At 65.4% G+C, this 26,912-nt stretch carries 18 protein-coding genes; 5 read left to right on the forward strand and 13 right to left on the reverse strand.

Features of this window, described 5'->3' with window-relative positions:
- Positions 1-70: 70 nt before the first annotated feature.
- A complete protein-coding gene (locus tag ACO6VM_RS00780; protein ID WP_422402580.1) occupies positions 71-1,741 on the forward strand; it encodes a fatty acid CoA ligase family protein in 1,671 nt (556 codons plus the stop codon).
- Positions 1,742-2,144: 403 nt separating this feature from the next.
- Here ACO6VM_RS00780 and mobA read toward each other — a convergent pair whose 3' ends face one another.
- The 3 genes from mobA to ACO6VM_RS00795 form a co-directional block, all read right to left on the reverse strand.
- A complete protein-coding gene (mobA, locus tag ACO6VM_RS00785) occupies positions 2,145-2,717 on the reverse strand; it encodes a molybdenum cofactor guanylyltransferase MobA (protein WP_422402581.1) in 573 nt (190 codons plus the stop codon).
- Positions 2,718-2,779: 62 nt separating this feature from the next.
- Positions 2,780-5,902, reverse strand: a complete 3,123-nt coding sequence (locus ACO6VM_RS00790; protein WP_422402582.1) for a multidrug efflux RND transporter permease subunit — start codon at positions 5,900-5,902, stop codon at positions 2,780-2,782.
- Between the two features lie 11 nt (positions 5,903-5,913).
- A complete protein-coding gene (locus ACO6VM_RS00795; protein ID WP_401059140.1) occupies positions 5,914-7,089 on the reverse strand; it encodes an efflux RND transporter periplasmic adaptor subunit in 1,176 nt (391 codons plus the stop codon).
- Between the two features lie 158 nt (positions 7,090-7,247).
- On the opposite strand from ACO6VM_RS00795, the gene ACO6VM_RS00800 reads away from it, so the two are divergent.
- Both ACO6VM_RS00800 and ACO6VM_RS00805 read left to right on the forward strand, forming a co-directional pair.
- Positions 7,248-7,949, forward strand: coding sequence for a response regulator transcription factor (locus ACO6VM_RS00800; RefSeq protein ID WP_110994497.1), 702 nt, complete (start codon positions 7,248-7,250; stop codon positions 7,947-7,949).
- A 6-nt stretch (positions 7,950-7,955) separates the two neighbouring features.
- Complete coding sequence (locus ACO6VM_RS00805; protein WP_422402583.1) at positions 7,956-9,254, forward strand: ATP-binding protein; 1,299 nt, start codon at positions 7,956-7,958, stop codon at positions 9,252-9,254.
- Between the two features lie 142 nt (positions 9,255-9,396).
- On the opposite strand, the gene ACO6VM_RS00810 is transcribed toward ACO6VM_RS00805, so the two are convergent.
- The 5 genes from ACO6VM_RS00810 to wecB all read right to left on the reverse strand — a co-directional run bounded on the left by ACO6VM_RS00810 (position 9,397) and on the right by wecB (position 17,808).
- Positions 9,397-10,485, reverse strand: coding sequence for a GGDEF domain-containing protein (locus ACO6VM_RS00810; protein WP_422402584.1), 1,089 nt, complete (start codon positions 10,483-10,485; stop codon positions 9,397-9,399).
- A 159-nt stretch (positions 10,486-10,644) separates the two neighbouring features.
- Positions 10,645-11,484, reverse strand: a complete 840-nt coding sequence (locus ACO6VM_RS00815; RefSeq protein WP_422402585.1) for a DUF4434 family protein — start codon at positions 11,482-11,484, stop codon at positions 10,645-10,647.
- Entirely contained in the window at positions 11,484-14,486 is a 3,003-nt protein-coding gene (locus ACO6VM_RS00820; protein WP_422402586.1) for a phage receptor, read from the reverse strand. The genes ACO6VM_RS00815 and ACO6VM_RS00820 overlap by 1 nt, the downstream gene beginning before the upstream one ends.
- Positions 14,483-16,657: a cyclic di-3',5'-guanylate-activated glycosyltransferase NrfB gene (gene nrfB, locus ACO6VM_RS00825; RefSeq protein ID WP_422402587.1), complete on the reverse strand. Its 2,175-nt coding sequence runs from the start codon at positions 16,655-16,657 to the stop codon at positions 14,483-14,485. Before nrfB ends, ACO6VM_RS00820 begins: the two co-directional genes overlap by 4 nt.
- Positions 16,654-17,808, reverse strand: a complete 1,155-nt coding sequence (wecB, locus tag ACO6VM_RS00830; protein WP_401059152.1) for a non-hydrolyzing UDP-N-acetylglucosamine 2-epimerase — start codon at positions 17,806-17,808, stop codon at positions 16,654-16,656. Before wecB ends, nrfB begins: the two co-directional genes overlap by 4 nt.
- Before the next feature lie 251 nt (positions 17,809-18,059).
- Here wecB and ACO6VM_RS00835 point away from each other — a divergent pair, with 251 nt between their 5' ends.
- Both ACO6VM_RS00835 and ilvA read left to right on the forward strand, forming a co-directional pair.
- On the forward strand, positions 18,060-18,497 hold the full coding sequence (locus tag ACO6VM_RS00835) for a PACE efflux transporter (protein ID WP_110994504.1): 438 nt from the start codon (positions 18,060-18,062) through the stop codon (positions 18,495-18,497).
- A gap of 186 nt (positions 18,498-18,683) precedes the next feature.
- Positions 18,684-20,240: a threonine ammonia-lyase, biosynthetic gene (gene ilvA / locus ACO6VM_RS00840; protein WP_323830992.1), complete on the forward strand. Its 1,557-nt coding sequence runs from the start codon at positions 18,684-18,686 to the stop codon at positions 20,238-20,240.
- Between the two features lie 18 nt (positions 20,241-20,258).
- Here ilvA and ACO6VM_RS00845 read toward each other — a convergent pair whose 3' ends face one another.
- From ACO6VM_RS00845 to ACO6VM_RS00865, 5 genes are all read right to left on the reverse strand, one after another.
- Positions 20,259-22,460 (reverse strand): LTA synthase family protein, encoded by a 2,202-nt coding sequence (locus ACO6VM_RS00845; RefSeq protein ID WP_401059154.1) that lies wholly within the window; start codon positions 22,458-22,460, stop codon positions 20,259-20,261.
- Between the two features lie 136 nt (positions 22,461-22,596).
- Entirely contained in the window at positions 22,597-23,874 is a 1,278-nt protein-coding gene (locus ACO6VM_RS00850) for a hypothetical protein (RefSeq protein ID WP_401059156.1), read from the reverse strand.
- 46 nt (positions 23,875-23,920) lie between these two features.
- On the reverse strand, positions 23,921-24,664 hold the full coding sequence (locus ACO6VM_RS00855; protein WP_401059158.1) for a hypothetical protein: 744 nt from the start codon (positions 24,662-24,664) through the stop codon (positions 23,921-23,923).
- 32 nt (positions 24,665-24,696) lie between these two features.
- Entirely contained in the window at positions 24,697-25,377 is a 681-nt protein-coding gene (locus tag ACO6VM_RS00860; protein WP_347150902.1) for a C39 family peptidase, read from the reverse strand.
- Positions 25,378-25,443: 66 nt separating this feature from the next.
- Positions 25,444-26,895 (reverse strand): heme utilization protein, encoded by a 1,452-nt coding sequence (locus tag ACO6VM_RS00865; RefSeq protein WP_401059160.1) that lies wholly within the window; start codon positions 26,893-26,895, stop codon positions 25,444-25,446.
- Between the last annotated feature and the right edge of the window lie 17 nt (positions 26,896-26,912).

The raw sequence follows: 26,912 nt of genomic DNA on the forward strand, positions 1-26,912 counted from the left end.
GATCCCTGTGGGAGCGGGCTTACCCCGCGATGGCGATGGTTCAGGTAGACCAGAACTACAAGAGATACCCATGACCCAGCCAAGCTATTCCCAAGGCAACCCCGACAAACCCTTGCTCAACCACTGCATCGGCGACGCCTTCGACGCCACCGTCGCCCGTTTCCCCGACCGCGAGGCCCTGATCGTCCGTCACCAGCAGCTGCGCTACACCTGGCGGCAACTGGCCGCAGCGGTCGACCAGCACGCCCGGGCACTGATGGCCCTTGGTGTGCAGGCGGGCGAGCGCCTGGGCATCTGGGCGCCCAACTGCGCCGAGTGGTGCATCACCCAGTTCGCCAGCGCCAAGGTCGGCGCGATCCTGGTCAACATCAACCCGGCCTACCGCAGCAGCGAGCTGGACTACGCCCTGGGCCAGTCCGGCTGCCGGTGGGTGATCTGCGCCGATGCCTTCAAGACCTCCGATTACCACGCGATGCTGCTCGGGCTGGTGCCCGGCCTGGGCGATAGCCAGCCCGGTGCTCTGGCCTGCGAGCGCCTGCCCGAGCTGCGTGGCGTGATCAGCCTGGCCAGCGCGCCGCCAGCAGGTTTTCTGCCGTGGCCGGCCTTGCAGGCCAGGGCCGGGGAGGTCGGCAGCGAGCAACTGGCCGCCCGTCAGGCCAGCCTGCGCCCGGACGACCCCATCAACATCCAGTACACCTCCGGCACTACCGGTTTCCCCAAGGGCGCCACCCTCAGCCACCACAACATCCTCAACAACGGCTACATGGTCGGCGAAAGCCTCGGCCTCACCGAGCACGACCGCCTGGTGGTACCGGTGCCGCTGTACCACTGCTTCGGCATGGTCATGGCCAACCTCGGCTGCATGACCCACGGCGCCACGCTGATCTACCCCAACGACGCCTTCGACCCGCTGCTGACCCTGCAGGCCGTGACCGAAGAGCGCGCCACCGCACTCTACGGCGTGCCGACCATGTTCATCGCCGAGCTGGATCACCCACGCCGGGGCGAGTTCGACCTGTCCAGCCTGCGCACCGGGATCATGGCCGGCGCCACCTGCCCGATCGAGGTGATGCGCCGGGTGATCGGCGAGATGCACATGGGTGAAGTGCAGATTGCCTACGGCATGACCGAGACCAGCCCGGTGTCGCTGCAGACCGGCGCCGATGATGATCTTGAGCGCCGGGTGACCAGTGTCGGCCGCACCCAGCCACGGCTGGAGAACAAGATTGTCGACGCTGAGGGCAACACGCTGCCGCGCGGCGAGATCGGCGAGCTGTGCACCCGTGGCTACAGCGTGATGCTCGGCTACTGGAACAACCCCAAGGCCAGTGCCGAAAGTATCGATGGCGAGGGCTGGATGCACACTGGCGATCTGGCGGTGATGGACGAGCAGGGCTATGTGCGCATCGTCGGGCGCAGCAAGGACATGATCATCAGGGGCGGCGAGAACATCTACCCGCGCGAGCTGGAGGAGTTCTTCTTTACCCACCCGGCGGTGGCTGATGTGCAGGTGATCGGTGTTCCGTGCAGCAAGTATGGCGAGGAGATTGTCGCCTGGATTCGCTTCCACCCAGGGCACGGCGCCAGCGAGGACGAGCTGCGTGAGTGGGCGAGGGCGCGGATAGCGCATTTCAAGGTGCCGAGGCACTTCCGGTTTGTTGATGAGTTCCCGATGACGGTGACGGGGAAGGTGCAGAAGTTTCGGATGCGTGAGATCAGTATCGGGGAGCTTGCGCGTTGAGGTGGTTCGATGGAAACAGGGCGGGGTATTGGGTAATGGCCACTGGGTGCTCGCCGGTGTTTTTGCAGCGCCTATGAGATCGAGCGCCGCCCGCGCGGCGCATCGCGGGACAAGCCCGCTCCCACATCTGTTTCGGGCCAATTATTTCTGTGAAAGTATCGGCGCCTGCCTTGGTGCATGTCTTGAGTCATGTGGAGCAGCATTAGCGACCACGCCAAAACCGCGTCGTACCAACAAGGCGGACCAGGTAATGGCACAGGAAAGACTGGCCCGAAACAAATGTGGGAGCGGGCTTGTCCCGCGATGCGCCGCGCGGGCGGCGCTCGATCTCATAGGCACTGCAAATCTATCGCCTTGCACCTGTTCGCCCAAATGCGACCCCAAGGCGATCAACCCAATCACTTCACCGCAAAAACTCAGGACTATTGAAATTGCTCAGCCGCTGATCACCTGCCGCACATTCCAGCCCCTGCACAGCCTCAACCAACAGCGCCTTCTGCAAACTCCGCTCACCCGCCGCCCAAGCCTGCTCCAGCACCGGCAGCACCCGCCGCGGCAGCACACTGAACATCGGCTGCCAATACCCCCCCTGACGGACCATCGCCGCACTGTCGTGCTCTACAGCCAGCTTCAGCAGGTCCTCTATCAGCACCTGATCAACCAAGGGCGCATCGCACGCCAGCAGCACCACCCATTCATGCCTGGCCACCGCCAACCCGGCAATCACCCCGGCCAGCGGCCCAGGGAAGTCGGCCTCGGCATCGCCAACCAGTTGATCAGCATAGGGCCGATACAGCTCCTGGTTGCGGTTGCAGGAAATCACCACATCGTCGGACAACCCACGCACCACACGTTGCACATGGGCCACCAGCGGCTCGCCGCGCCACGGCACCAGGCCTTTGTCGCGGCCGCCCATGCGCTGGCCACGGCCGCCGGCGAGGATGAGGATCGAGCAGGGGGGCAGGGCAGCGGGCATGAAAAAGGGTTCCGGGCAGTCAATGCCGGGAACCCTCTCATTCAACCCAGGGGCTTGTCCAGTCAGCTTTCGCTGGCCACTGGCTTGCTCTCCCTGGCCCGGTCACGCCCGGCCAGGCGCATCACCACCACGAAGAACACCGGCACGAACACCACGGCGAACGTGGCGCTGAGCATGCCGCCGATCACCCCGGTGCCGATCGCCTGCTGGCTGGCCGAGCTGGCGCCGCTGGCGATGGCCAAGGGCACCACGCCGAGGATGAACGCCAACGAGGTCATCACGATCGGCCGCAGGCGCAGGCGGGCGGCCTGGATCGCGGCTTGGGTGGCATCGACGCCCTGGTCGACCAGTTCCTTGGCGAACTCGATGATCAGGATGGCGTTCTTCGCCGACAGGCCGATCAGGGTGATCAGGCCGACCTTGAAGAACACGTCGTTGGGCAGGCCGCGCAGGGTCACCGCCAATACCGCGCCGAGCACGCCCAGCGGCACCACCAGCAGCACCGCGGTGGGGATCGACCAGCTTTCGTACAGCGCCGCCAGGCACAGGAACACCACCAGCAGCGACAGCGCCATCAGCAGCGGTGCCTGGCTGCCGGACAGCCGCTCCTGCAGCGACAGGCCGGTCCACTCAAGGCCTGCGCCGGCAGGCAGTTGCGCCACCAGGCGCTCGATCTCGGCCATGGCGTCACCCGAGCTGTAGCCGGGCGCCGGTTCACCGGAGATCGACACCGCCGGGTAGCCGTTGTAGCGGGTCAGCTGCACCGGGCCGCTCTGCCAGTGGGCGGTGACGAAGGCGCCCAAGGGCACCATCTTGTCGCTGTTGTTGCGCACATGGATCTTCAGCAGGTCCTCGACCTGGCTGCGCTGGTCGCCTTCGGCCTGCACCACCACCCGCTGCATGCGGCCCTGGTTGGGGAAGTCGTTGACGTAGTTGGAGCCCACTGCGGTGTTGAGTACCTCGCCGATGGCGGCGAACGACACGCCCAGCGCGTTGGCCTGGCGGCGGTCCACTTCCAGCGCCACCTGCGGGCTTTCGGCCAGCGAGGCTTCGCGCACGTTGACCAGCAGCTTGCTCTTGCGCGCCTGTTCCAGCAGTTGGTCGCGGGCCTGCATCAGTTCGCTGTAGCCCATGCCGCCGCGGTCTTGCAGGCGGAACTCGAAGCCGCTCGACTCACCCAGGCCGTCGACCGGCGGTGGCAGCACCGAGTAGGCGATGGCGTCCTTGAGCTGGCTGAAGGCCATGGTCGCGCGGTCGGCGATGGACTGAGCGCTGTCGTCGCTGCCGCGCTCGGACCAGTCCTTGAGCGTGGTGAAGGCCAGCGCCGCGTTCTGCCCGCTACCCGAGAAACTGAAGCCCAGGATCAGCGTGGTGTTGGCCACGCCCGGCTCTTCGGCGTTGTGCGCCTCGATCTGCCGCGCCACTTCGATGGTGCGCGCCTGGCTGGCGCCCGGCGGCAGCTGGATATCGGTGATGGTGTAGCCCTGGTCTTCGGTGGGCAGGAACGCACTGGGCAACTGGCTGAAGCCATACACCAGCACCCCCACCAGCGCGGCATACACCAGCAGGTAGCGGCCGCTGCGCGCCAGGGCGTGGGTGACCCAGCGCTGGTAGCCGTTGCTCATGCCGTCGAAACGGCGGTTGAACCAGCCGAAGAAGCCTTTGCGTTGGTGGTGCTCGCCTTTGCCGATGGGCTTGAGCAGGGTGGCGCACAGCGCCGGGGTGAGGCTCAGGGCGAGGAACGCCGAGAACAGGATCGACACCGCCATCGACACCGAGAACTGCTGGTAGATGACCCCCACCGAGCCTTTCATGAAGGCCATCGGCAGGAACACCGCCACCAGCACCAGGGTGATGCCGACGATGGCGCCGCTGATCTGGCCCATGGCCTTGCGCGTGGCCTCCCTGGGCGGCAGGCCTTCTTCGGCCATGATCCGCTCGACGTTCTCCACCACCACGATGGCGTCGTCCACCAGGATGCCGATGGCCAGCACCATGCCGAACAGGGTCAGCACGTTGACCGAGAAGCCCAGTGCGTTCATCACCGCGAAGGTGCCCATCAGCGCCACCGGCACCACCAGTGTCGGGATCAGGGTGTAGCGCAAGTTCTGCAGGAACAGGAACATCACCGCGAACACCAGCACCATGGCCTCGACCAGGGTGTTGATCACTTGCTTGATCGACACTTTGACGAACGGCGAGGTGTCGTAGGGGATGTCGTATTTCACCCCGGCCGGGAAGTAGCGCGACAGCTCATCGAGCTTCTGCTTGACCAGGGTGGCGGTTTCCATGGCGTTGGCGCCTGGCGCCAGCTTGACGCTGAAGGCGCTGGTGGCCTTGCCATTGAGGCGGGTGCCGTACTGGTATTCCTGGGCGCCGATCTCGACCCGGGCAACATCGCCGACGGTCACCGCCGAGCCATCGCGGTTGGCCCGCAGCACGATGGCGGCGAACTCTTCGGGGGTGCTCAACTGGCCCTTGACCAGCACGTTGGCGGTGATTTCCTGGGTCGGCCGGGTGGGCAGGTCGCCGATGCTGCCCGGCGCCACCTGGGCGTTCTGCGCGGCTATGGCCTCGGCCACATCGTTGGGCGTGAGGCTGAAACCGACCAGCTTGGCCGGGTCGATCCAGATCCGCATGGCCCGTTCCGAGCCATACAGCTGCGCCTTGCCCACGCCCTTGACCCGGCGAATCTCGTTCATCACGTTGCGCGCGAGGATATCCGACAGGGCGATCTCGTCGAGGCTGCCGTCCTCGGAGGTGAGGGTGGCCAGCAGCAGGAAACCGGTGGACACCTTTTCCACCTGCAGGCCCTGCTGGGTGACCGGGCGCGGCAGGCGCGACTCGATCACCTTGAGGCGGTTCTGCACGTCCACCTGGGCAAGGTCGGGGTTGGTGCCGGGCTGGAAACTGGCGGTGATGGTGGCGCTGCCCAGGCTGCTTTGCGAGGCGAAATACAACAGGCTGTCGGCGCCATTGAGCTCCTGCTCGATGATGCTGACCACGCTTTCGTCCATGGTCGCCGCCGAGGCGCCCGGGTACACGGCGTAGATTTCCACCTGCGGCGGCGCCACATCGGGGTACTGGGCCACCGGCAACTGCGGCAGGGCCAGGCCGCCGAGCAGCAGGATGAACAGCGCGACCACCCAGGCGAAGACCGGGCGGTCAATGAAGAACTGCGGCATGGATCAGGCCCTCACTGGCCGTTGTGCTGGACGATGGGGAGTGCGTCCGGTTGTTCGTCGACCTGCACCTGGTCACCGGCCTTGACGTGCTGCAGGCCTTCGACCACGACGCGTTCGCCCGGCTTGAGGCCGTCGTTGACGATCCAGCGGTCGCCCTGGGCGCTGCCCAGTTGCACCTGGCGCTCGCTGATACGGTCCTGTTGGTCGACCACCAGCACCTTGGGAACGCCGGCGCTGTCACGCAGGATCGCCCGTTGCGGCACGCTGATGCCCTGGGGTTGCACGGCCTGGTCCAGGCGCACGCGCACGTAGCTGCCGGGCAACAGGTCGAGGTCGGGGTTGGGGAACTCGCTGCGCAGGGTGATCTGGTTGGTGCTCGGGTCCACGCTGAGGTCGGAGAACAGCAGCTTGCCGGGCAGCGGGTAGGCGCTGCCATCGTCCTGAATCAAGGTGGCCTTGACCTGGCCCTGGCCGACCTGCTGCAGCTCGCCGGCCCGCAGCGCGCGGCGCAGGGCATTGAGCTCGCGGGTAGATTGGGTGACGTCGGCGTGGATCGGGTTCAGCTGCTGGATGGTCGCCAGCGGCGTGGTCTCGTTCTGGCCGACCAGTGCGCCTTCGGTCACCAGTGCGCGGCCGATGCGCCCGGCGATCGGCGCAGTAACGGTGGCGTAGCCGAGGTTGAGGCGGGCGCGCTCGAGGGCGGCCTTGGCTTCGGCCACCGCGGCGTCGGCCTGCAGGAAGCTGGCGCGGGCATTGTCGTACTCCTGGCGGCTGACCGCCTTGTCGTCGACCAGTTGGCGATAGCGCTGCTCTTGCAGGCGGGCCTGGTAAACCGTGGCCTCGGCCTTGGCCAGGGTAGCGCGGGCGCTGTCGAGGTCGGCCTTGAACGGCGCCGGGTCGATCAGGAACAGGACATCGCCCTGCTTGACGTCGCTGCCTTCGCGGTACACCCGCTTGAGCACCACCCCGGCTACCCGGGCGCGCACCTCGGCGGTGCGCGGGGCGAGGATGCGCCCGCTGAGTTCGCTGCTGATGGCCAGCGCCTGCAACTGCAGGGTTTCTACCCGCACTTGCGACACGGGCGCTTGGTCTTCCTGCTCGGCAGCGTCATCGCAACCGGCAAGCGAGAGGGTTAACAGCGCCAATAGCGCCAAGGGGCGCAGGCGCGAAGTGCTCAAAATGGACATACGGATCTTCCAGGGTTGATCGGGCCTATGCTAAGGCAAGCGTTCGCGGGCGCGCTGTTAAGCTCTGTAGGCTGTATGTGAAAAAGTGTGAAGCAGCGGCGGCACCCGGCGCAGGATTCGATATCCTGCCTCTCTTCACTCCTTCGTCAAAGCCCTTTATGCCCAACCTTCTCCTGGTCGAGGACGACAGCGCACTGTCCGAGCTGATCGCCAGCTACCTGCAACGCAACGACTTCCATGTCCGGGTGATCGCCCGTGGCGACCATGTGCTGGATGCGTTCCGCCAGCTCAAGCCGGACCTGGTGATCCTCGACTTGATGCTGCCGGGCCTCGATGGCCTGCAGGTGTGCCGCCTGCTGCGCCAGGAGTCGCAGAGCCTGCCGATCCTCATGCTGACGGCCCGCGACGACAGCCACGACCAGGTGCTGGGCCTGGAGATGGGCGCCGACGATTACGTGACAAAACCCTGCGAGCCCCGCGTGCTGCTGGCCCGGGTGCGCACCCTGCTGCGCCGCAGCAGCATCCACGAGCCACGCCTGGACAGCGAGCAGATCCTCATCGGCGGCCTGCACATCGACCTGGCCGAGCGCACGGTCAGCTGGCGTGGCGAAGAGGTGGAACTGTCCAGCGGCGAGTACAACCTGCTGGTGGTGCTGGCGCGCAACGCCGGCGAGGTGCTCAGCCGCGACCGCATCCTGCAGCAGCTGCGCGGCATCGAGTTCAACGGCACCGACCGTTCGGTGGACGTGGCCATCTCCAAGCTGCGCCGCAAGTTCGACGACAGCGCTGGCGAAGCGCGCAAGATCAAGACCGTGTGGGGCAAGGGCTACCTGTTCAGCCGCGTCGAGTGGGAGTACTGATACGCCATGCTGAAGATCCTGGTGCGCCTGTACCTGGTGATCATCGCCGCCTATGCCGGCGCCTTGCTGCTGATCCCCGATGCCATTGTCGGCGCCTTCCACGAGCGCTTCATGGCCTACAACCTGGACCAGGCCAAGGGCGTGCAGTCGTTGATCGTGCGCCAGTTCCAGCAAGCCCCGCGCGAGCAATGGCCTGCAGTGGAGCAGGAGTTGGCCAAGGCCTTTGCGCCGCTGGAGGTGCAGCTGCTGACGATGGACCAGGCCGACCTCGACCAGGAAGAGCGGGCCCGCCTGGAGCACGGCCAGCACGCGGTGCGGATCGCCGACTGGGGTTACTACGAAACGGTGCTGGCCCCCTTGGACAAGCAGTGGCTGGTGCGCCTGCACTCACCGCCCGACCCGCTGGACATCAACGTGCTGTCGTGGGGCGTGACGGTGCTGATCGGCGCCGCCATGCTCGGTTGCCTGCTGCTGTGGGTATGGCCGCACTGGCGTGACCTGGAGCGGCTGAAGGAGACCGCGAGGCGCCTGGGCCAGGGCGACCTGGCCGAGCGCACGCACATCCCGCCGCGCTCGAACATCGGCGAGCTGGCCGGGGTGTTCGACACCATGGCCGGCGACCTGGAGCGCCACCTCAATCAGCAGCGCGAGCTACTCAATGCCGTGTCCCATGAGTTGCGCACACCGCTGACGCGGCTCGACTTCGGCCTGGTGCTGCTGTACGACGAAGTGCCGCCGGCCAGCCGCAAGCGCCTGCTGGAGTTGGTCGGCCATGTGCGCGAGCTGGATGAACTGGTGCTGGAGCTGCTGTCCTACAGCCGCCTGGAGAATGCCAACCAGGCCCGCGAGCGGGTCGAGGTGTCGCTGCTGGAGCTGGTCGACAGCGTGCTCGGCAGTTTTGCCGAGGAGCTCGATGGCCGGGGGATCCAGTGGGAAGTGCGCTGCGAGGGCGACTTGCCGCGCTTCGTGCTCGACCCCAGGCTGACCGCCCGCGCGGTACAGAACCTGGTGCGCAATGCCATGCGCTATTGCGACGAGAGCCTGCTGCTGCGCCTGCGCCTGGAAGACGACGGCGCCTGCCTGCTGACGGTGGAAGATGACGGCATTGGCATCCCGGTGGAGGAGCGCGAGCGGATCTTCCAGCCGTTCTACCGCCTGGACCGTAGCCGTGATCGCAATACCGGCGGGTTCGGGCTGGGGCTGGCGATCAGCCGGCGAGCCATCGAGGGGCAGGGCGGGACCTTGACCGTGGCGCAGTCGGCGCTGGGTGGGGCGCAGTTCAGGATTCGATTGCCGGCGGGGTGATGCTGCCCATCGCGGGGCAAGCCCGCTCCCACGCAAACAGTGGACTGCCCCCCAAAAGTTGGACAGTTCTAGGTTGGATTGATGTCCAGTTTCTTGGGGGTAGTCCAACATCGTGGGAGCGGGCTTGCCCCGCGATGGCGGTTCAGTTCGCCACCAACTGTCGTGTCCACAATACGAACCTATCCTTGCCGCTGTGCTTGGCCGCGTACAACGCCTGGTCCGCGCGGATCAGCGCCATGGTCAGGGTGTCGCCACTGGCCACCGCGGTCAGGCCGATGCTGATGGTCACCGGGTACTCGGCGCTGTCTTCGCGCACCCGGCGGCACAGGGCGATCACCTGCTGCTCGGCGGCCTGCTGGTCCAGCCCCTGGAAGAAAATGGCGAATTCCTCGCCGCCCAGGCGGGCGAACTCGAAGGCGCCCATCGAGGCGCGGATATGCCTGGCCACGCGTTTGAGCACCTCGTCGCCGATGTCATGGCCGAACTGGTCGTTGACCTTCTTGAAGTTGTCGATGTCGATCATCGCCAGGTACTGCCCGGGGCCGGCCAGCTGCAGCTGGCGTTCGGCCTTGGCCATGAACGAGCGGCGGTTGGGGATTTCGGTGAGCACATCCACATAGGCCTGGTCGAGCAGCACCTTGGACAGGTAGAAGTTGTGCAGCTTGGCCTGGCGGATGCGCAGGTAGCTGTAGATCACCAGGCCGCTGAGGCATACCGCGTAGCTCAGCAGCATGGCGCCTTCGAGCTCCAGGACCTGGATGTGGGTGTGGTAGAAGGGGTTGAGTATCAGCCAGGTGATGGCCATGGCGGTGAAGAACGACCAGCGCCGTATCGGCAGGACCGACACGGTATAGAGCACGGTGGCGACCACCAGGATCAGCCAGACCGGACGCAGGGCGATGGGGATGCCGTCGATCACCAGGCGCATGCCCAAGGTGAGCACGCCGAGAAACAGCAGGTGCAGCACGTCGAAATGGCGGCTCTTGCGGGTGAAGCCGAGCACCACGGTGAGGCTGCACAGCGCGGCGATGAAGGCGCCGGAAATCCAAGTGAAGCCCTGGCCGCCTAGGTAGCTGATGATCAGGTCGAAGACCAGCCAGATGGAGATGCCGACGCAGAAGATCAGCAGGCAGAAGCGGTGCATGGCCTCGTATTCGTGCTGGCGGAACTCGGCGCGCAGGGCGGCCGGGGCGACCTGCTGGCGGATGTGGGCTTCGAGGGTTTTGTACATGTTCAGGGTTGCCAGCAGTTGATGTGTTGTTGTCTCGGGCCTCTCGCGGGGCAAGCCCGCTCCCACGCTGATGGACTGCACCAATAAGCTGGGCTGGCGCAGTTCTTCAGCGTGGGAGCGGGCTTGCCCCGCGAAGACACCCTCTTCAAATGGCATGGTTCAATCTTGCGACAGCACGCCTTTAGCCCACGGCCTGTAACGCAAGGCAAACACCGCTTCGGCATGGCATCCCCCGGTCAACATGGGCTGCGCGGGCTCGGCGCGAAATGCTTGCCCTGGCGTGCTGACCTGGCGAAAGGCTTCGCGCACCACCCCCACCCGGCACGGCAGCGCCTGCTCATACCCCAGGCGCACCATGGGCGCCAGCCGTCCCGTCCCCGCGCCATCCTGCCACCAGACCGTCAGGCCCAGGCCCGCCAACTGGTCCAACCAGGCGCCATTGACGCTCGGCGACAACTGCCCGGCACTGAAGGCACTGATATGCAGCGGTTTGTCCAACTGGCGGTTGAAGGCCTGAAGCTGTACCTGCAGCGCTTGCCGACGCTCGGGGTCGCGAAAGTGCAGGTCGTCGAGTTCCATCGGCAGGTACCAACCCTTTACCGGCAACTGCCAGCTGTCGCGCAGGTGCTGATAGTGGCTGAGTGAACGGCCCAGTTGAGCCTTGAAGTAGTTGTTCAGGCCTTCACCATCCAGTTGCTCCAGGCGCTGGTAGTAGGCCGGGTCCATGTAGAGCCCCAGCACCAGCTCCAGCCCTTGGGCATGGGCTTCACGCAGGCTGGCGGCGAGCCAGCCGTCGGCACCGCCGAAATCGCTGTCGCCGTAGGCGCTCCATTGCACGATCAGGGTCTTGCCGCCCTGGGCCACGGTGGCGTGCCATAGCTGCTGCCATTGAGCTGGCGTGACCGTGGCATCGCGGTTGAGCGGCTGGTAGAACAGGCGCTGGTCGGCTTGCGCGGGCAGGCACAGGGCAAGCAGGCAGGCCAGCAGCAGCGTACGCATCAGAAGTTCATCTCCACACCCAGCAGCACACCGTTGGCCCGCTCATAGAGGTTGCCCCCCAGCGACTGCTGGTACTCGGCACGGACCTTGACGGAGCCTCGGTAGGCGTTATAGCGGTCATCGTCGAACCACCATTGCCAGCGCACGCCCACGCCGGTGCGGGCATCCTGGCGCCAGTCGTTGCTCGGGTCCTGGCTGGAAAACTCAAGGAAGCCGTAGGGCATGATGGTCTGCGGCGAGTCACCGCGCAGCTTCCAGGCATGCCCTTGCTGGAAGCGCGACAGCCAGGCGTGGTCGCCTGCGCGGGTCCACCAGGCGGCGTCGAGGTAGAGGAAGCGCTCGTCCCAGTCGTCCTCGTCGATGCGCCAGTCGTTGCGGTAGCGGCCCTGGTCGAGGAACGACGCAGTGGCTCGCAGCAGCAGGTCGTTGCTCGATTCGGCGTGGTGGCGCAGGTCGCCCCAGTTGCCGCCGACCTTGGCCGGGCTGAGCAGCTCGCCCAGGCTCAGGCCGTTGTAGTGGTCGCTGTCGATCTGGCGCTGGTGATAAAGCTCGGCGTATAGGTTGAGGTTGGCCTGGCCCAGCGGCTTGTAACGCAGGCCCACGCCGGTGCCCATGCTTTGCGCGTAGTCGGTGCGACTCTGGCCGCCGAACAGCACCCGGCCATACACCGACAGAGTGCTGCCGTTGCGGCTGGGCTCCTCGCCCAGGGCGTGGTCCCACATGGCCAGTTGCACGTTCTGCGACTGGGCGCGACGCGAACTGCCGCTGCGCTGGCCGTTGTCGAGGAACTTGTCGTTGGTCGAGGTGCCGGCGGGCGACCAGGTACTGGCCAGGGTGATGCTGTCGCGGCGTGACAGGGTTTCGTGGGCGCGGCGTTGGCGGTACTTGCGTGCCTCCAGGCTGCCGTACTCGTCGTCGCCGTCGACCAGGTTCTGCTCGACGTCCAGCACCCGGCGCAGTTCGCGGCGGGCCGAGGCACTGTCCTCGGCTTCGTCATAGCGCAGGGCCAGGGTTTCGCCCAGGCGGTAGTCCTCGGGGAAATCGCGGGTGGCGCGTTCCAGGTAGGGGATCGCCTGGCGGCGTTGCTGTTTGTCCGCGGAACCGGCCAGGCGCATGCCGTAGTCGGCGCGGTAGCGCGGTTGGTCCGGGGCCAGGCGCACGGCTTCGGCCAGCCAGGCGGTGCTCTGGGCGCTGTCGCCGGCCTGCTGGGCAGTGTTGGCGGCGGCGTAGTAGTGGTCGGCGCGGGGCGCGTGGCGCAGGGCTTCACGTTGGAACGCCAGCGCTTGCGTGGTATCGCCCTGGCGCTGGGCGATGGCAGCACCTAGTGCCCAGTCGTCGGCGCTGTTGTGCGCTGCGGCGTCCCAATGGCGGCGTGCGGCGTTGGCGTCGCCGGCATTCAGGGCGCTGCGGGCGGCGGTGAGGCGGGCGTTGTCGGTCCAGGCACTGGCCGGCAGGCTGTTCCAGATCGCCAGGGCCGCCTGGGAATCCCCCGAGGCCTCCAGGGCGTAGGCCAGGGGCAGCCGGCTGCCGGTGTCGCCCAGGCGCTCGGCGGCCTGGTAGTAGACAACCGCTTCACCGGGCCGGTCGGGCATGGCACAGCGGCCCAGGGCGCGGTACTGGCCGGCCTCGCTGGGGTTGGCCGGGATCGCCCGGCGAACGGCATCGCACTGGCCGTTCTCGGCCAGGCGGCCGAGCAGTTGCGCGCGCGTGGCGGCATCCACCCGTGGCACCAGGGCCAGCATGCGTTGGCTGTTCAGCGGGCCGTCGTTGCGGGCGTAGAGGTTGCCCAGGCGTTGCAGCAGTGCAGGTGTGAGGCGGCCCTGGCGGCGGTCGTAGGCCTGCTCGAGCAGTTGCCGGGCGCGCTCGGGCTGGCCTTGCTCCAGCCACATGAAACTGGCTTGCTCCAGCGCGGCGAGGTCGCCGGTCTGGCGGTACCGCTGCTCCCATTGCGCAGGCGTGTGGGGTTGCGGTGGGCGGGGCGGGTCGCCATACAAGCGCTGCTTGAGGATGGCGTAAGCGCGTTCATCGTCATTGGCCTGGCATTGGCCCAGCTGCTCGCGAGCCTGCGCCGGGTCCTTGCGCGACAGCCAATCGACGGTTTCCAGGCAGGGGCGTTGCAATTGGTTGCTCAGGTTGCGCACCAGTGCGGCGTCGTTGCCTGCGCGGGCCAGCTCCCACAATTGCTGGCGCTGTTCGGGCTGCTGCAATTGTTCGGCGGGCAGGCTCTGCAACCAGCGTTGGGCTTGCTGGTTATGGCCCATGGCGATGGCCCGTTCGGCCATGGCCAGGCGTGCCTGGGTGGCAGCCTGGGGTGATGGGGCGCTGGCCAGCAGCTTGGTCAGGCCCTGTTCGTCGACCTGCTGGATGTAGGCATTGGCCAGCCGCTGCCAGTCTGCCGGTGGCAGTTGGCCCTTGGCGGCCAAGGGTTGCAACTGCTCGATGGTTTCCCCCCAGTTGCGCAACTGTTCGGCGAACGTGCCCCGGGCCAGGCGCAGCACAGCGCCGTCCTCCCGTGGCGGCAACTGGTTGAGCCAGTCCAGGGCGCGGCGTGCGCCACCGAACTTGGCCAGGCTCAGGCTGTAGGCCTGCCACAGGCGGATGCGCTGGTTGGCGTCGCTGCTGGCCAGCCAGCCCTCCACCTGGCTGGCGGGCGGCGGGTCCTGCTCGATCCAGGTCAGGCGCAACTCCAGCAGGGCGTTGGCATGTTCGGGGTTGTCGTCGAGGTCATCGGCGATGGCCTCGGCTTCCTTGTAGCGGCGCTGGTGGGCAAGGGCCTCGGCCAGCAGGGCGCGGGCCTCGTTGTTGTTGGGCACGCGCTTGAGCACGTGGCGGGTCAGCCGCTCGACCTCGGCCCAGTTGTCCCGTTGCGCTTCACGGTAGCCACGTTCCATGAACGGGTAGCTGGTGAACCGCTGGAAGTCGCTCATCGGCGCCGTGGGTGCGGCCAGGGCAGAGGTGCACAGCAACAGGCTGGCCAGGCTCAGGGAAAAACGCGGCGTCATGCCACCTCCCGGGTCAGTTCATAGGCGGCCTGCTGTTCGCTGGCCTGTTCGTCGAGCGCCTGCTGCAAAACGGCCTCGGTGATGATCCCGCGCTCGATCAGGTGCTCGCCAAGGCTCTGCCGTTCGGGGTCGAAGTCGATCAGTGCCTGGTTGAACAGGGTGGTTGGGACCATGCCGCGTACTTGCAGCAGGGTGCCGAGCATGACCTGGTGGGTGCAGACGTTCTCGATCAGTTCGGCATCGTCCTGGTGGCGCTCCAGCACCTTGAGCATCTCGCGGGTCTCGGGCTGCTGCCAGGGGCTCGGGTAGTGGTAGCGCAGGCCGAGCGTGACCCGGCCCTGAGGGGCCAGACGGGCACGCACCGGGCGCTTGAGCTGGCGGCTGATCACTCCCAGCGAGACCTGGCTGACCGGGCTTTCGCTGGCCAGCACCAGAGTGTCGCCGTCTTCCTCTACCGGTAACACGCCGTAGTGGGTGGCGAGCTTGCGCGGCAGCTTGTCGATCAGTTGCCGGTCGATCTTGAACGGGTTGAGGGGCGCCCACGGCAGGTCGAGCTGCTCGGCCAGGGTCTGGACCAACTGTTCGCTGGTCAGCCAGCCGCGCAGCAACAGTTCGCGGCCCAGGCGCCGGCGCACCGGGCTGGTAATCGCCTGCTCCAGCTGCTGTTCGGTGATCAGGCCCTTTTCCATCAGGCGATGCCCCAGCGGCGTACGTGCCGGGGTGGCGAGGGCAGGGAACTCATGGGTGGTCTTGTCCCAGGCCACGCGTCGTGAGTCGCCCATCTCCATCACCTGGCGCAGGGCGCGCAGGTTGGCGAAGAAGTTGACGAAGTTGCTCCACATCATCCGTGGCGCCGACAGCAGCCCCTCGAAGATGCCGTAGTAGCGGGTGACGAACCAGAACCGCTGGAACAGCCGGTTGACCAGCAGCAGGCCATTGAGCCAAAGCAGCACGCTGAGCAGCTTGCTATCGCTGAGGATCGACATGAAACGCCACGACTCCGGCGCGATCACCGTGACCAGCCACATGGCCAGCAGCACCAGCAGCAACAGGTTGACCAAAAAACTCAGCAGGTAGGCGAACAGGCCGCGGCGATCGCGCCAGAGGAAGTAGTTGAGCGCGCCGGTGCGGCTCCAGCCGAGGTTGCTGGTGCCCTGGAACACGATGCCGACGATCCACCGCGACTTCTGCCGGATGGCGTGCTGCCAGTCGCGGGGAAAGTGCTCGCGCACGCAGATCACCTGGGCGAACGCGCGGCTCATGCCGGGGCGCCAGTCCTGCTTGAGCGCCAGGGCCGGGTCGGTGATGGAGTAGCGGGCGAAGATGCATTTCATGCCCTTTTGCTTGAGCCGGAAACCGATGTCGTAGTCCTCGGTCAGCGATTGCACGTCGAAGGCGATGCCGTCGCCGTCTTCGAGCAGGGCGCTGATCGCCCGGCGGCTGAAGCAGGTGCCCACGCCGGCGCTGGGCACCTGGCCGGTGAGCGCCTCGCGTACGATCACGTCCTTGCCGTGGTTCTCGGCGAACTCGTCGACATAGTGCCCGGCGGTGAAGCCTTTCCATTCCGGGGCATAGGGGTACACCGGGATCTGGATCATGTCCTTGTTCGGCAGCAGGTAGTTGAACAGGCGCAGTTCCATGGGCGAGATGACGTCTTCGGCGTCATGCAGGATGAAGCCGGCGAACTCGATGCGCGCGTCCTGCTGGAAGCGCAGAATGGCGTCGATGATGTTGTTCAGGCAGTCGGCCTTGCTGGTGGGGCCGGGGCGGGCGCAGACCACCTTGTGCACGTTGGGGTAGTGCAGGCACACGGCATCGACGTCGGCCTGGGTTTGCGGATCGTTGGGGTAGGTGCCGACGAAGATCTGGTAGTTCTCGTAGTCGATGGTCGATGCCGCCAGGCGGGCCATCTCGCCGACCACGCCAACTTCGTTCCAGGCCGGGACCATGATCGCCAGGGGCTTTTCCGGCACCTCGAACAGGCGTTTTTCGTCGGCCTTGCCGTGCTTGTCGTAGATGCGAAAGCGCCGGATCAGCGTGCGGCCCCAGTAGCACAGGTCGATGAACAGGTCGTCCAGGCCCAGCAGAAACATCAGCGTGGCCAGGATGATGGCAACGATCTTCAGGCCGAACAGCACGTAGGTGAGGAAGTCGACGAAAGCCAGGCTCATGCGTTGGCCCGTGCGGCATGTTGTTCGGCGAACCAGCGGCTCAGGCGCTCGGCGATGCGCTCGCTGGCATGGCCGTCACCGAACGGGGTGTAGACCCGGGCCATGCGCGCGTAGGCGTCGGGGTCGTCGAGCAGTTGGCTGGTTTCGTGGACGATGCGTTCGGTCAGGGTGCCGACCAGCTTCACCGTGCCGCCCTTGAGCACGGCGGGGCGCTCGGTGACCTTGCGCAGTACCAGCACCGGCTTGCCCAGGGCGGGGGCTTCTTCCTGCACACCGCCGGAGTCGGTGAGGATCAGGTGGGCTCGGTTCATCAGCCAGACGAAGTGCGGATAGTCCTGGGGGGCGACCAGGTGGATGTTCTCGCGGCCGGACAGCACGCTGTACACGGCATGCTGCACCTGTGGGTTGAGGTGCACCGGGTACAGGAACTGTACGTCCGGGTAGCGCAGGGCGAGTTCGGCCAGGGCCAGGCAGATACGCTCGAAGCCGCTGCCGAAGTTTTCTCGACGATGGCCGGTGATCAGCACCATGCGCTGATCATCGCGCAGTACATTCAGCGGCGATTCGGCGGCCGGGCGCCAATTTTCGCGCTGCAGTTTGTCGCGCATCCACAGCAGGGCGTCGATCACCGTGTTGCCGGTGACCTCGATGTGCTCCGGGGGCACGCCTTCACGGATCAGGTTGGCGTCGGAGTCGCGGGTGGGGGTGAAGTGCAGGTCGGCGAGCACCCCGGTCAGGCGCCGGTTGGCTTCCTCGGGCCAGGGTTGCTGCAGGTTGCCGGTGCGCAGGCCGGCCTCGACGTGGCCGATGGGGATGTGCCGGTGGAAGGCGGCCAGGGAGGCGATGAAACTGGTGGTGGTGTCGCCATGCACCAGCACGATGTCGGGCCTGGTCTGCTCATAGGCCCTGTCGAGCTTGTCCAGCAGGTCGCGGGCCAGGCCGTTGAGGGTCTGGTTCTGGGTCATCACCTTGAGGTCCTGGTCGACCCGCAGGCCGAAGGCGGTGAGCACTTGCTCGAGCATCTCGCGGTGCTGGCCGGTGGAGCAGATATGCAGGTCGACTTCGGGCCAGTTGCGCAGCACCCGGGCCAGTGGGGCCATCTTGATTGCTTCAGGGCGGGTACCGAATACCATCATGACGGTGTAGGCCATGGACTAACTCCTCGTTCGATTCCCTGGACGAAGTTGTAGGACAAAGCGCTCCTTGCGAATGATTGATAGAAGCAGCCGGAGGCGCGGTTGTCCAATGGATGAGTGGGCGCAAGCGGTCCAGGTCAATGCCATGGCTTTGCACGGCAAGCTGTGGAGGCGTGTGGGCCGGCGAGGGTTCAAAATTTATTGCAGGCTTTTTCCAGGGCCCCATATTTTGTTATGTTGTAGCTCTTTGTTTTCGGGAGCGGCACATGCAAGGCAAGGCCCGCAAGATCGTCCAGGCCATCCTCTACGAGGCCATCGCCGTGGCCTGCGTGGCGCCGGCGCTGGAGCTGGCGTTCGGCGCCGGCATGGCCGAATCGGCGGTGTTGTCGATGCTCATGTCGGCGATCGCCATGAGCTGGAACATGGCCTTCAACTGGGCCTTCGAGCGCTGGGAGGCGCGCCAGCCCCAGCGCAGCCGCACCTTCCTGCGCCGGCTGTTGCATGCCCTGGGTTTCGAGGGCGGGCTGGTACTGATCCTGCTGCCGCTGGTGGCGTACTGGCTGGGCATCAGCCTGTGGGCGGCGCTGGTCACCAACCTGGCGTTGTTCGCCTTCTTCTTTGTGTATGCCTTTGTCTTCCAGTGGGGGTTCGACAAGGTGTTCGATGTACCGCTATCGGCGCAGGACGCCGCAAAAGGGTGTTGACTTCCGAGAACTGCGCAGGATAAGTTCCCGACCCATGAACACATTCCCGCACCTGCGCACCGCGAGCATTATTATTACCGCCATTATCGGATTGGCGGGCTAGCGCGTACGTGCACCGAACCCGCCCTGGAGGCGGGTTTTTTCTTTCTGACTCCTGGGCAACATCAAGAAAACCAGGAGTCATCGATGACCAATCTGAGCGTCAGCCCCCGTACCACGCCCCAGCAACTGCTGTCCGAGCAGGTGCGCCGCATTCTTGGCGCGCCGGTATACGACCTGGCCATCGAGACCCCGCTGCAACCGGCCCCGGCGCTGTCTGCCGCGCTTGGCAATCCGGTACTGCTCAAGCGTGAAGACCTGCAGCCGACGTTCTCGTTCAAGATCCGCGGCGCCTACACCCGCCTGTCACGCCTGACCGACGCCCAGCGCGCGCGCGGGGTGATCACCGCGTCAGCGGGCAACCACGCCCAGGGCGTGGCCATGGCGGCTTCGCACCTGGGCATCAAGGCCACCATCGTCATGCCCACCACAACGCCTTCGCTGAAGGTCGAGGGCGTGCGCTCGCGTGGCGGCCATGTGGTGCTGCACGGCGAGAGCTTCCCCCATGCACTGGCCCACGCGCTGGCCCTGGCCGACCAGGACGGCGCCACCTTCGTGCCGCCATTCGACGACCCGGACGTGATCGCCGGGCAAGGCACCGTGGCCATGGAGATCCTGCGCCAGCACCCTGGCCCGTTGCACGCGATCTTCGTGCCGGTGGGCGGCGGCGGGCTGATCGCCGGCATTGCCGCCTATGTGAAGTACCTGCGCCCGGAGGTGAAGGTGATCGGTGTGGAGCCGGCCGACTCCAACTGCCTGCAGGCCGCCCTGGCGGCCGGTGAGCGGGTGATCCTGCCGCAGGTGGGGACCTTTGCCGACGGCGTCGCGGTGGCGCAGATCGGGGCCCACTGTTTCGAGCTGTGCCGGCACTTCGTCGACGAGGTGGTGACGGTGGGCAACGATGAGCTGTGCGCGGCGATCAAGGACATCTACGACGATACCCGCTCGATCACCGAGCCCTCCGGTGCCCTGGCGGTCGCCGGGATCAAGAAATACGTGGCCCGCGAAGGGCTGCAGGGGCAAGTGCTGGTGGCCATCGACTCGGGTGCCAACGTCAATTTCGACCGTCTGCGCCATGTGGCCGAGCGTGCCGAGCTGGGTGAGCAGCGCGAGGCGGTGATTGCCGTGACCATCCCCGAGCAGCCAGGCAGTTTCCGGGCATTCTGCCAGGCCTTGGGCAAGCGCCAGATCACCGAGTTCAACTACCGCTATTACCCAGGCAAGGAGGCGCGGCTGTTCGTTGGCGTACAGACCCACCCGCAGCACGACCCGCGCGAGCAACTGCTGGCGAGCCTGGCCGGGCAGGGCTACCAGGTGCTCGACCTGACCGACAACGAACTGGCCAAGTTGCACGTGCGCCACACCGTGGGTGGGCATGCCGCGCCAGGGGTTAACGAGCGGGTGCTGCGCTTCGAGTTCCCCGAGCGACCGGGTGCGTTGCTGGGCTTCCTCGAGCGCCTGGGCAAGCGCTGGAACATCAGCCTGTTCCATTACCGCAACCACGGCGCGGCCGAGGCGCGGGTGTTTGCCGCGCTGGAGGTACCGGATGACGAGTTGCAGGGGCTGCCAGCGGCGCTCGACGCGATGGGTTACCGCTACTGGGACGAAACCGACAACCCGGCATACCGCCTGTTCCTGGGGTAAGGCCCAGGCGGTAGCCGCTCAGCTGGAATGGGCGATATGCCCTTCGACCAGTTCGTCCGCGGGTTCCTCTTCCCCTGGCAGGGCGGTGATGACACTGAAGTCGCTGACTTCGACTTCACCGCCGCCGTACCCCAGCAAGTGGAAGGAAAACGCCTTGCGCTGGATCGGGTTGTCGAAGTCGAACTCCATCTCCAGCGGCTGGCCTGCGGTCACCAGCACCTCTTCGGGCAGGCCCAGCTGCACGTCCTGCTCGCTTTCCTTGGCCTTGAGGCGGATGTAGGCGTCGTGCTGCGGGTCGAGCGCGCGGACCTTGATGCGCACCTTGGTGCGCGAACCCTCGGGCATCTCCAGGTATTGCGCGCCGATCAGGTTGTCGGCCCAGTCGTCGCGGATGCGCTCATGCAGGGCGATGGGCGCCGGCCCGCCAAACTGGTAGCGCAGGTTGAGCGGGGTTTGCAGCAGCGACTGGTCAAGGGTGGTTGCCAGCAGATTGATCTGCGGCCCGAGGCTGTCCTCGCCACGGCCAAGGAACCTGGCCTGCTCGGCGATGAAGCCTGCGCTGGCGTAACGCCGGCAGCGTTGCTGGAAGTCGCACTCGCTGAGGGTGCCCTGGCCATCGTGGTAACGCAGCACGCCGTTGGTGTAGGCGATCATCTCGCGGCCGCTGTCGTAGTCGCGGTACAGCGAGCGCCCGGCCAGGGCCGCGGGGATCGGCAGGGCATAGTAGTCGAGCAGCGAGGTGGCCAGGTCGATATGGCCGTAGGTGCCGCGCTTGAGCCGTGGCAGCTGTGCCTGCTCGGGGGCGAGGGTCAGGTTGAAGCCCCAGGATGACGCCAGGCGCACGCCATCGATGCCGTGGGACTCGTCCGAGGTGATCACCACCAGGGTGTCCTTGAGCACACCTTGGCGTTCCAGGTTGTCGAGGAAGCTGCCCAGGGCATCGTCGAGGTAGGCAACTGCGGCCTGCTTGGCGGTGTCGTAGCGTTGCAGGTAGTCCTCCGGCGCCGAATAAGGCTGGTGCGTGCCGACGGTGAGCAGGGTGAGCATCCAGGGTTGGCGTTGCTTGCGCAGTTCGCCGACATAACCCAGGGCCCCTTCGAAGAAGGCGCGGTCGTCCTTGCCCCAGGGGAATTCCAGGTAGTTGTCGTTCTTGAACCATTCCAGGCCGTGCACCGCGTCGAAGCCGATGTGCGGCATGATCCGGTCCTTGGCCATGAACCGCAGCCCGGCGCCCTGCAGGTAGTGGGTGGAGAAGCCGGCCTGGCGCAGTTGCGCCGGCAGGCAGGCCTGGTTGCGCAGGTCCTGGGTCAGCAGCTCGACGCCCTTGGGCGTGCCGTTGGCCAGCTTGTCGTAGTCGCCGCAGAGCATGGCGTACAGGCCGCGAATGGTCTGGTGGGTGTGCAGCACGTAGTCCGGCGTGTTCATGCCGCGCTCGGCCCAGCGGCTGAGGTTGGGCATCAGGTCTTGGTCGAAGTGGCTGCCGATGGCCTCACGGTTGGCGCGGATGTAGGCGCCGGGGATGCCTTCCAGGGTGATGACCAGCAGGTTGCGGGCGCTGCCAGGGCCGGCCAGCAGCTTCTGGCCGTTGAGGTCGGCCTGGGTCAGCCCGGCGCTGGGCAGTGGTGTCACCGGGGTCTCGCCCATGGCCAGTACCCGTGCGCGATGCTGCAGGTTGCCAGTGGCGGCCGAAAGCAGCTGGTGCGGCAGGTTGTACTGGCGCCACTGATCGGCGTCGGAGGGGAACAGTTGCTCGCTGCCCCAGTGGCTTGCCAGCAGCACCACGGGCAGCGCCCAGGCTGTACGTGGCAGTGACGTGCTGCGCTGGCCACGGCTGTACCAGCTGCTGGCCAACAGCACCAGCAAGGCACTTGCCAGCAGCCAGGGCAGCCAGGGGTGGGCGAGGGCGCCGCCGGTGGAGTTCTCCATGAACTGCGGGTCGAACAGGTAGTGCAGGTCGGTCTGGTTGGGCAGGCGGCCGACGGCGCTGACCAGCTCGGCCGAAGCGATCAGCAAGGCGCCCCAGGCCAGCAGTACGGGCAGGGCCAGCCAGGTCGGCCAGCGGCGCAGCAGCATCACCAGCAGGCTGCCGATGGCCAGGTCCGAGAGGTAGCCCAAAGGGTCGGACCAGCCCAGCAGGGCACGGACCGCCAGGGGGATGACCAGCACCAGTGTCACCAGGGCTAACAGCCGGGCGCGGGGGTGGCCGAGCAGGTTTCTCACGTAAGCGTTCCTCTTGCCATGAAACCGTCACACAAATGTGCGTGATGATATCAGGCCGGAGGTAGGAAGGTGCCGTAGGACAAGGCTGGTTACCAAAACGCGGGCTCGTCAGGCGAGCCCTGTTCTGCTGGCAAGCTCAGAAGTAGTACGGGAATTTCAGGCTGAACGAGAAGTCCGGCGCATCTTCGGTCAGGCCAATGGCCAGGTTTGGCACGATGGTCAGGTTGTCGGTGGCGGCGAAGGTCAGGCCGACGTTGAAGTTGGCCGCGTTGTAGTCGCTGTTGGAGATCGACTGCCAGTCGCCGCCGTCGGGTCTGATCTTGCTTTTGCTGGCGAACTGGTCAGTGACCGAGAACGACATGCTCATCCGCTCGTTCAGGGCGAAGGCGATACCGCCGCCGATTTGCCAGGAGTCGCCGAGCTTCACGTCACCCTTGACCTTGGTGTTGACCTGGGGGCTGATGTCGCTGAACGAATCCTGCATGTTATAGGTGTAGGACAGGCTACCGAACAGCACGGCCGGGTCGAAGGTCTTGACCAGCGAGATACCCGGGGTGATCGACCACACGCCATTGCCGGTCGGCAGGTCTTCGGGGATCGCCAGGTTGTCGTTGCCGGGGTCCTGCCGGAGCTTGATCCCGTAAGGCTCCTTGCCGGTCGGTGCCTTGATGCGCAGCGTGGCGACCGCGTCAGGCCAGTTTTCCGACTCATCGATGAACTTGTAGGCCACCCCGACGTTGACGTCGCCGAGGGTGGGGTCGCGCGTGACGCTGCCTTCGGAGTTTGCCGCGGCGGCCCCACCCGCGCCCCCGGAGGAATAGGTGGATTCGCGATACACGATGGGTGCGTTGATGTCGAACTGCCAGCGCTGATCGACGTTGTAGCGAGCCGTCAGGTCCAGGGTCCAGTTGTCTGCCTTGATGCGGTCGATGTTGATGTTGCCAAGGAAAATCGCGTCCAGCGCCAGAAAGCCGTTGAGGGTCAGCGCACGGGTATCGTAGTGGGTGTAGGTCAGGCCGGTTTCGACGCTGAACTTGCCGCCACCGAAGAAGCCACTGGCTTCGTCGTACAGGTTGGAGACGCTTTGCGCGGGCTGGGAGTCGTCCTGCAGCGACTGGCCGTAAGAGCTTCCGGTCGTACCTGGCGCGCCAGTGGCCACGGTTTGAGCGCCTTTGACCCCTTCGGCGGGCGACTTGACCAGGCGTTTTGGGGCAGGTGCCGGCGGGGCTTCCTCGACTTGCCTCAGGCGTTGTTCCAGCACCATCAGGGCATTTTGTTGCGTTTCATAGCGTTGCTTCAGTTGGATCAGCTCCTGTTTCAACGCTTCGACCTGTGGGTCCGATGCGGCCAGCAAGGTGGCCGGGGCCAAGGTACTCAAACAGACGATAGTTCTGAACGTCAACAAACGATGCATGGATTAGCCGTCCCTTCTGACTGCAAACGATGAGACTCAGCGTAGATCAGTATCCGAGATTGCGAAGGCCTTTGAGTTGGTCCAGGTTGGCGTTCATCGGCCCGGCCGTGGCGTTGTCGCGCAGCACCACATTGAGCGAGGTGATGTTGCGCACCTGATTGCTGGAGCCGAGCAGGGTGGTGCTCTGCATCAGTCCACCCTGGCCCAGGCGCTGCAGGGTATTGCCCTGGTTGTTGCCGGCGATGATGTTCATTTGCACGCCGTTGCCGGCCGCAGCAACACTCAGCGAACCTGCACCGTTGGCCCCGGTCAGCGGCGAGCCTGCAGCCAGCGCCTGGCCTTGCGGTTGATTGGTCTGCGGCTGGTTGCCCCTGGCAACGGTGATCTGGACATCGTTGTAGGCGCTGTTGTAGTCGCCTGCCGCGCGTACCACTTGGGTGACCCCCTGGGTGGAATTGAGGCCAGCACCCCCACTGACGGTACCGGTGCCGGTGCTGTGGGCCTGCGACGAGCCAGTGCCTTTTTCATTGATGATCGACACATAGAACTGTGGCTTGATGGTCGACTGTTGAATCTGCATCGAGGAAGTGGCGCCGATCACTTCACCGTTGGCGTTCTGCCAGGTGCTGGACATGACGATGCCGAAACTGACGATCCGCCCTGGCATCACGTAACGCCCGCGTAGATTCGCCAGTTCCTGGTCCTTGAGTTCGATGGGTTTGAACGTTTCTGCCTGGGTTGGCAGGCTGGCGGCCAGGCAGGCCGCAATCAGCCAGATCGGAGTCTTCATGGGAGGTTCCCCAGGGCGTCATGCCCGATTCGTTAGAAGAAGTCGCTTCTGATGAAACCGAAATCCAGCAACTCCGCGTCCTTTACCGGGGTGAATTGGTTGAGGCGGTTCTTGGCGCTGAGCGGAAGGGGTGGCGCGAGCAGCGCATTGCCCTTGTCGTAGCCTTGGCCGATGACGGCGAAGATGATGCCGTTCCAGCCCTTGGCGAAATCGTCGATCTTGAAGCGTTTGTGGCCCAGCACCGGGTCACCGATGTAGACCCAACCCTTGTCGACCCGCTGCATGACCACGAAATGCTTGTAGCCACGGATATCCATCAGCACCACTACCGGGATGCGGATGTCGTGCAGGGACTCGGGGGCTACCCGGTAGCCACGGGCGCGCATGCCCAGGCTTTCCACGTAGCGTTTCATGTCGAGCATCGAGAAACCCTGGGTGCGGACCAGGTCCTGGTCGGCATTGGCCAGCATGCCTTCGATCACATGTTGTTCATCCACGTCCAGCCAGTAGGCCTGGCGCAAGATGGTTGCCAGCGACGCGGCGCCGCAACTGAAGTCGGTTTTCTGCTGCACAAGGTCGGCGAACTTGCGTTCGCGGATGCTCTGGATCGGTTTGTAGATGACCGCGCCACCCGGCAGGACGGACAACGGCATCTGGGCGGCTTCGATCACACTGGCCAGGCACAGCAGTAACGCCAAGGCAAAAATTCGCATGTTCGATGCCCCCATCGGTCCAGTTCGAAGGAAGGCCCCCCGAAGGGGGCCTCCTGGCTACAGCGATCAGAACGAGGTGTTGGAGATGGCCAGCGAGTTGCTTTGCTGGTTGCCCACACCGGCGGCCACGTTGACGCCCAGGTTGCCGCTGCCACCGTTCAACGAACCACTCATGGTGGCGTTGTTGGTTACAGGGTTGGCCCAGCCGGTCGGGGTCAGCACTTGGAAGGACACAGTGTTGCTCAGCGAGTACTCGCTAGCTTCGCTCCAGCTCTTCGAGATGCTGTCCGACGATTGCGAAGCTTTTTCGCCGGATTTCTCGTAGGCCGAAGCGTTGGCTTTTTCCCATGCCGATTCGTGTGCCTTCTCGTACGAGTTGTTGCGAGACTTGTCATACGACGAGTCATGGTTACGGTCATACGAAGAGTCATACGCCTTCTCGAACGACGAGTTGCGAGTCTTGTCGAACGCCGAGTCGCTGGACGAGCTGTGCGACTTGTCGATCGATGCGTCGAGCGAGGCGGTCAGCGAAGCATCGAACTCACCACTGCTGGAGCGGGTGCGGTTGCCGAAGGTTTGCGACTGCGAGGCACTGCCCGCAGCGCTGGCATCCAGCGAAGCAGTCACCGAAGCGCTCGAGGTCGAGTTGTGGTTGCTGCTGGCGGTGCCGTTGACATTCGAGCTGTGGGAGCCGCTGGCATTCATGCTGTTGGAGCCGCTGGAGCTGCTGCTGTTGGAGCCACTGGCAGTCATGCTGCTCGAACCGCTGGAGCTGCTGCTGTTGGAGCCGCTGGCGCTGCTGCTTTGCGAGCCAGACGCGCTATAGCTGGAGCTGGAGCTCTTGTCGATGCTGGCATCGAACGAACCGCTGCTAGAGGACGAACCACTCTTGGTGGTGGTGAGCGTTATCGTATCGAGGCGGTAGGTGCGATCGGCTCTGTTTTCGACGGTCAGACCAGGTCCACTCTGGTTGGCCGAAGCAGTGGCGGTGGAATTGCCGACGGGCGCACTGTTGTTGGCAATGGCCATGGTGTTTTTCTGCTGGTTCAGGTCGCCGCCTGCGACGTTGATACCCACGTTGCCGCTGGTGTTGTCAGCCGAGCCGCTCATGACTGCGGAGTTTTGGGTAGACCAGTTGTACACGCGGTTGCCGTTGCTGTACTGGTCGACCTTGGCGGTGGCGGTTGCGGTGCCGAACACGAAGTCGTTGTCGGACGCGGTGTTGGCGATGGCCGCTGCGTTGTCCTGCTGGTTGCCATTACCGGCCGCCACGTTGATGCCGACGTTACCGCTGGCGCCACTGGCGGAGCTGCTCATCTCGGCATTGTTGATGGTGCCTTCGTTGATGACCTTGTTATCGGTGCTTCTTTGCACATCGGTCGCTTTGGCCGTGGCGCTGGTGTAGACCGTTTTGTTGTGGCTGTGGCCACGCCGGTCGTTCTGATCCGCTTGTGCAGCAACAGCCATGACCGCAGCAATTGCGAAAACCAGAGGCTTGATTGCCATCGAGGGTTTCATGGTGTTTCTCCGTCTTT

Origin of the sequence: Pseudomonas sp. GZD-209 (assembly GCF_049310485.1) — a bacterium.
Lineage (GTDB): Bacteria > Pseudomonadota > Gammaproteobacteria > Pseudomonadales > Pseudomonadaceae > Aquipseudomonas > Aquipseudomonas sichuanensis.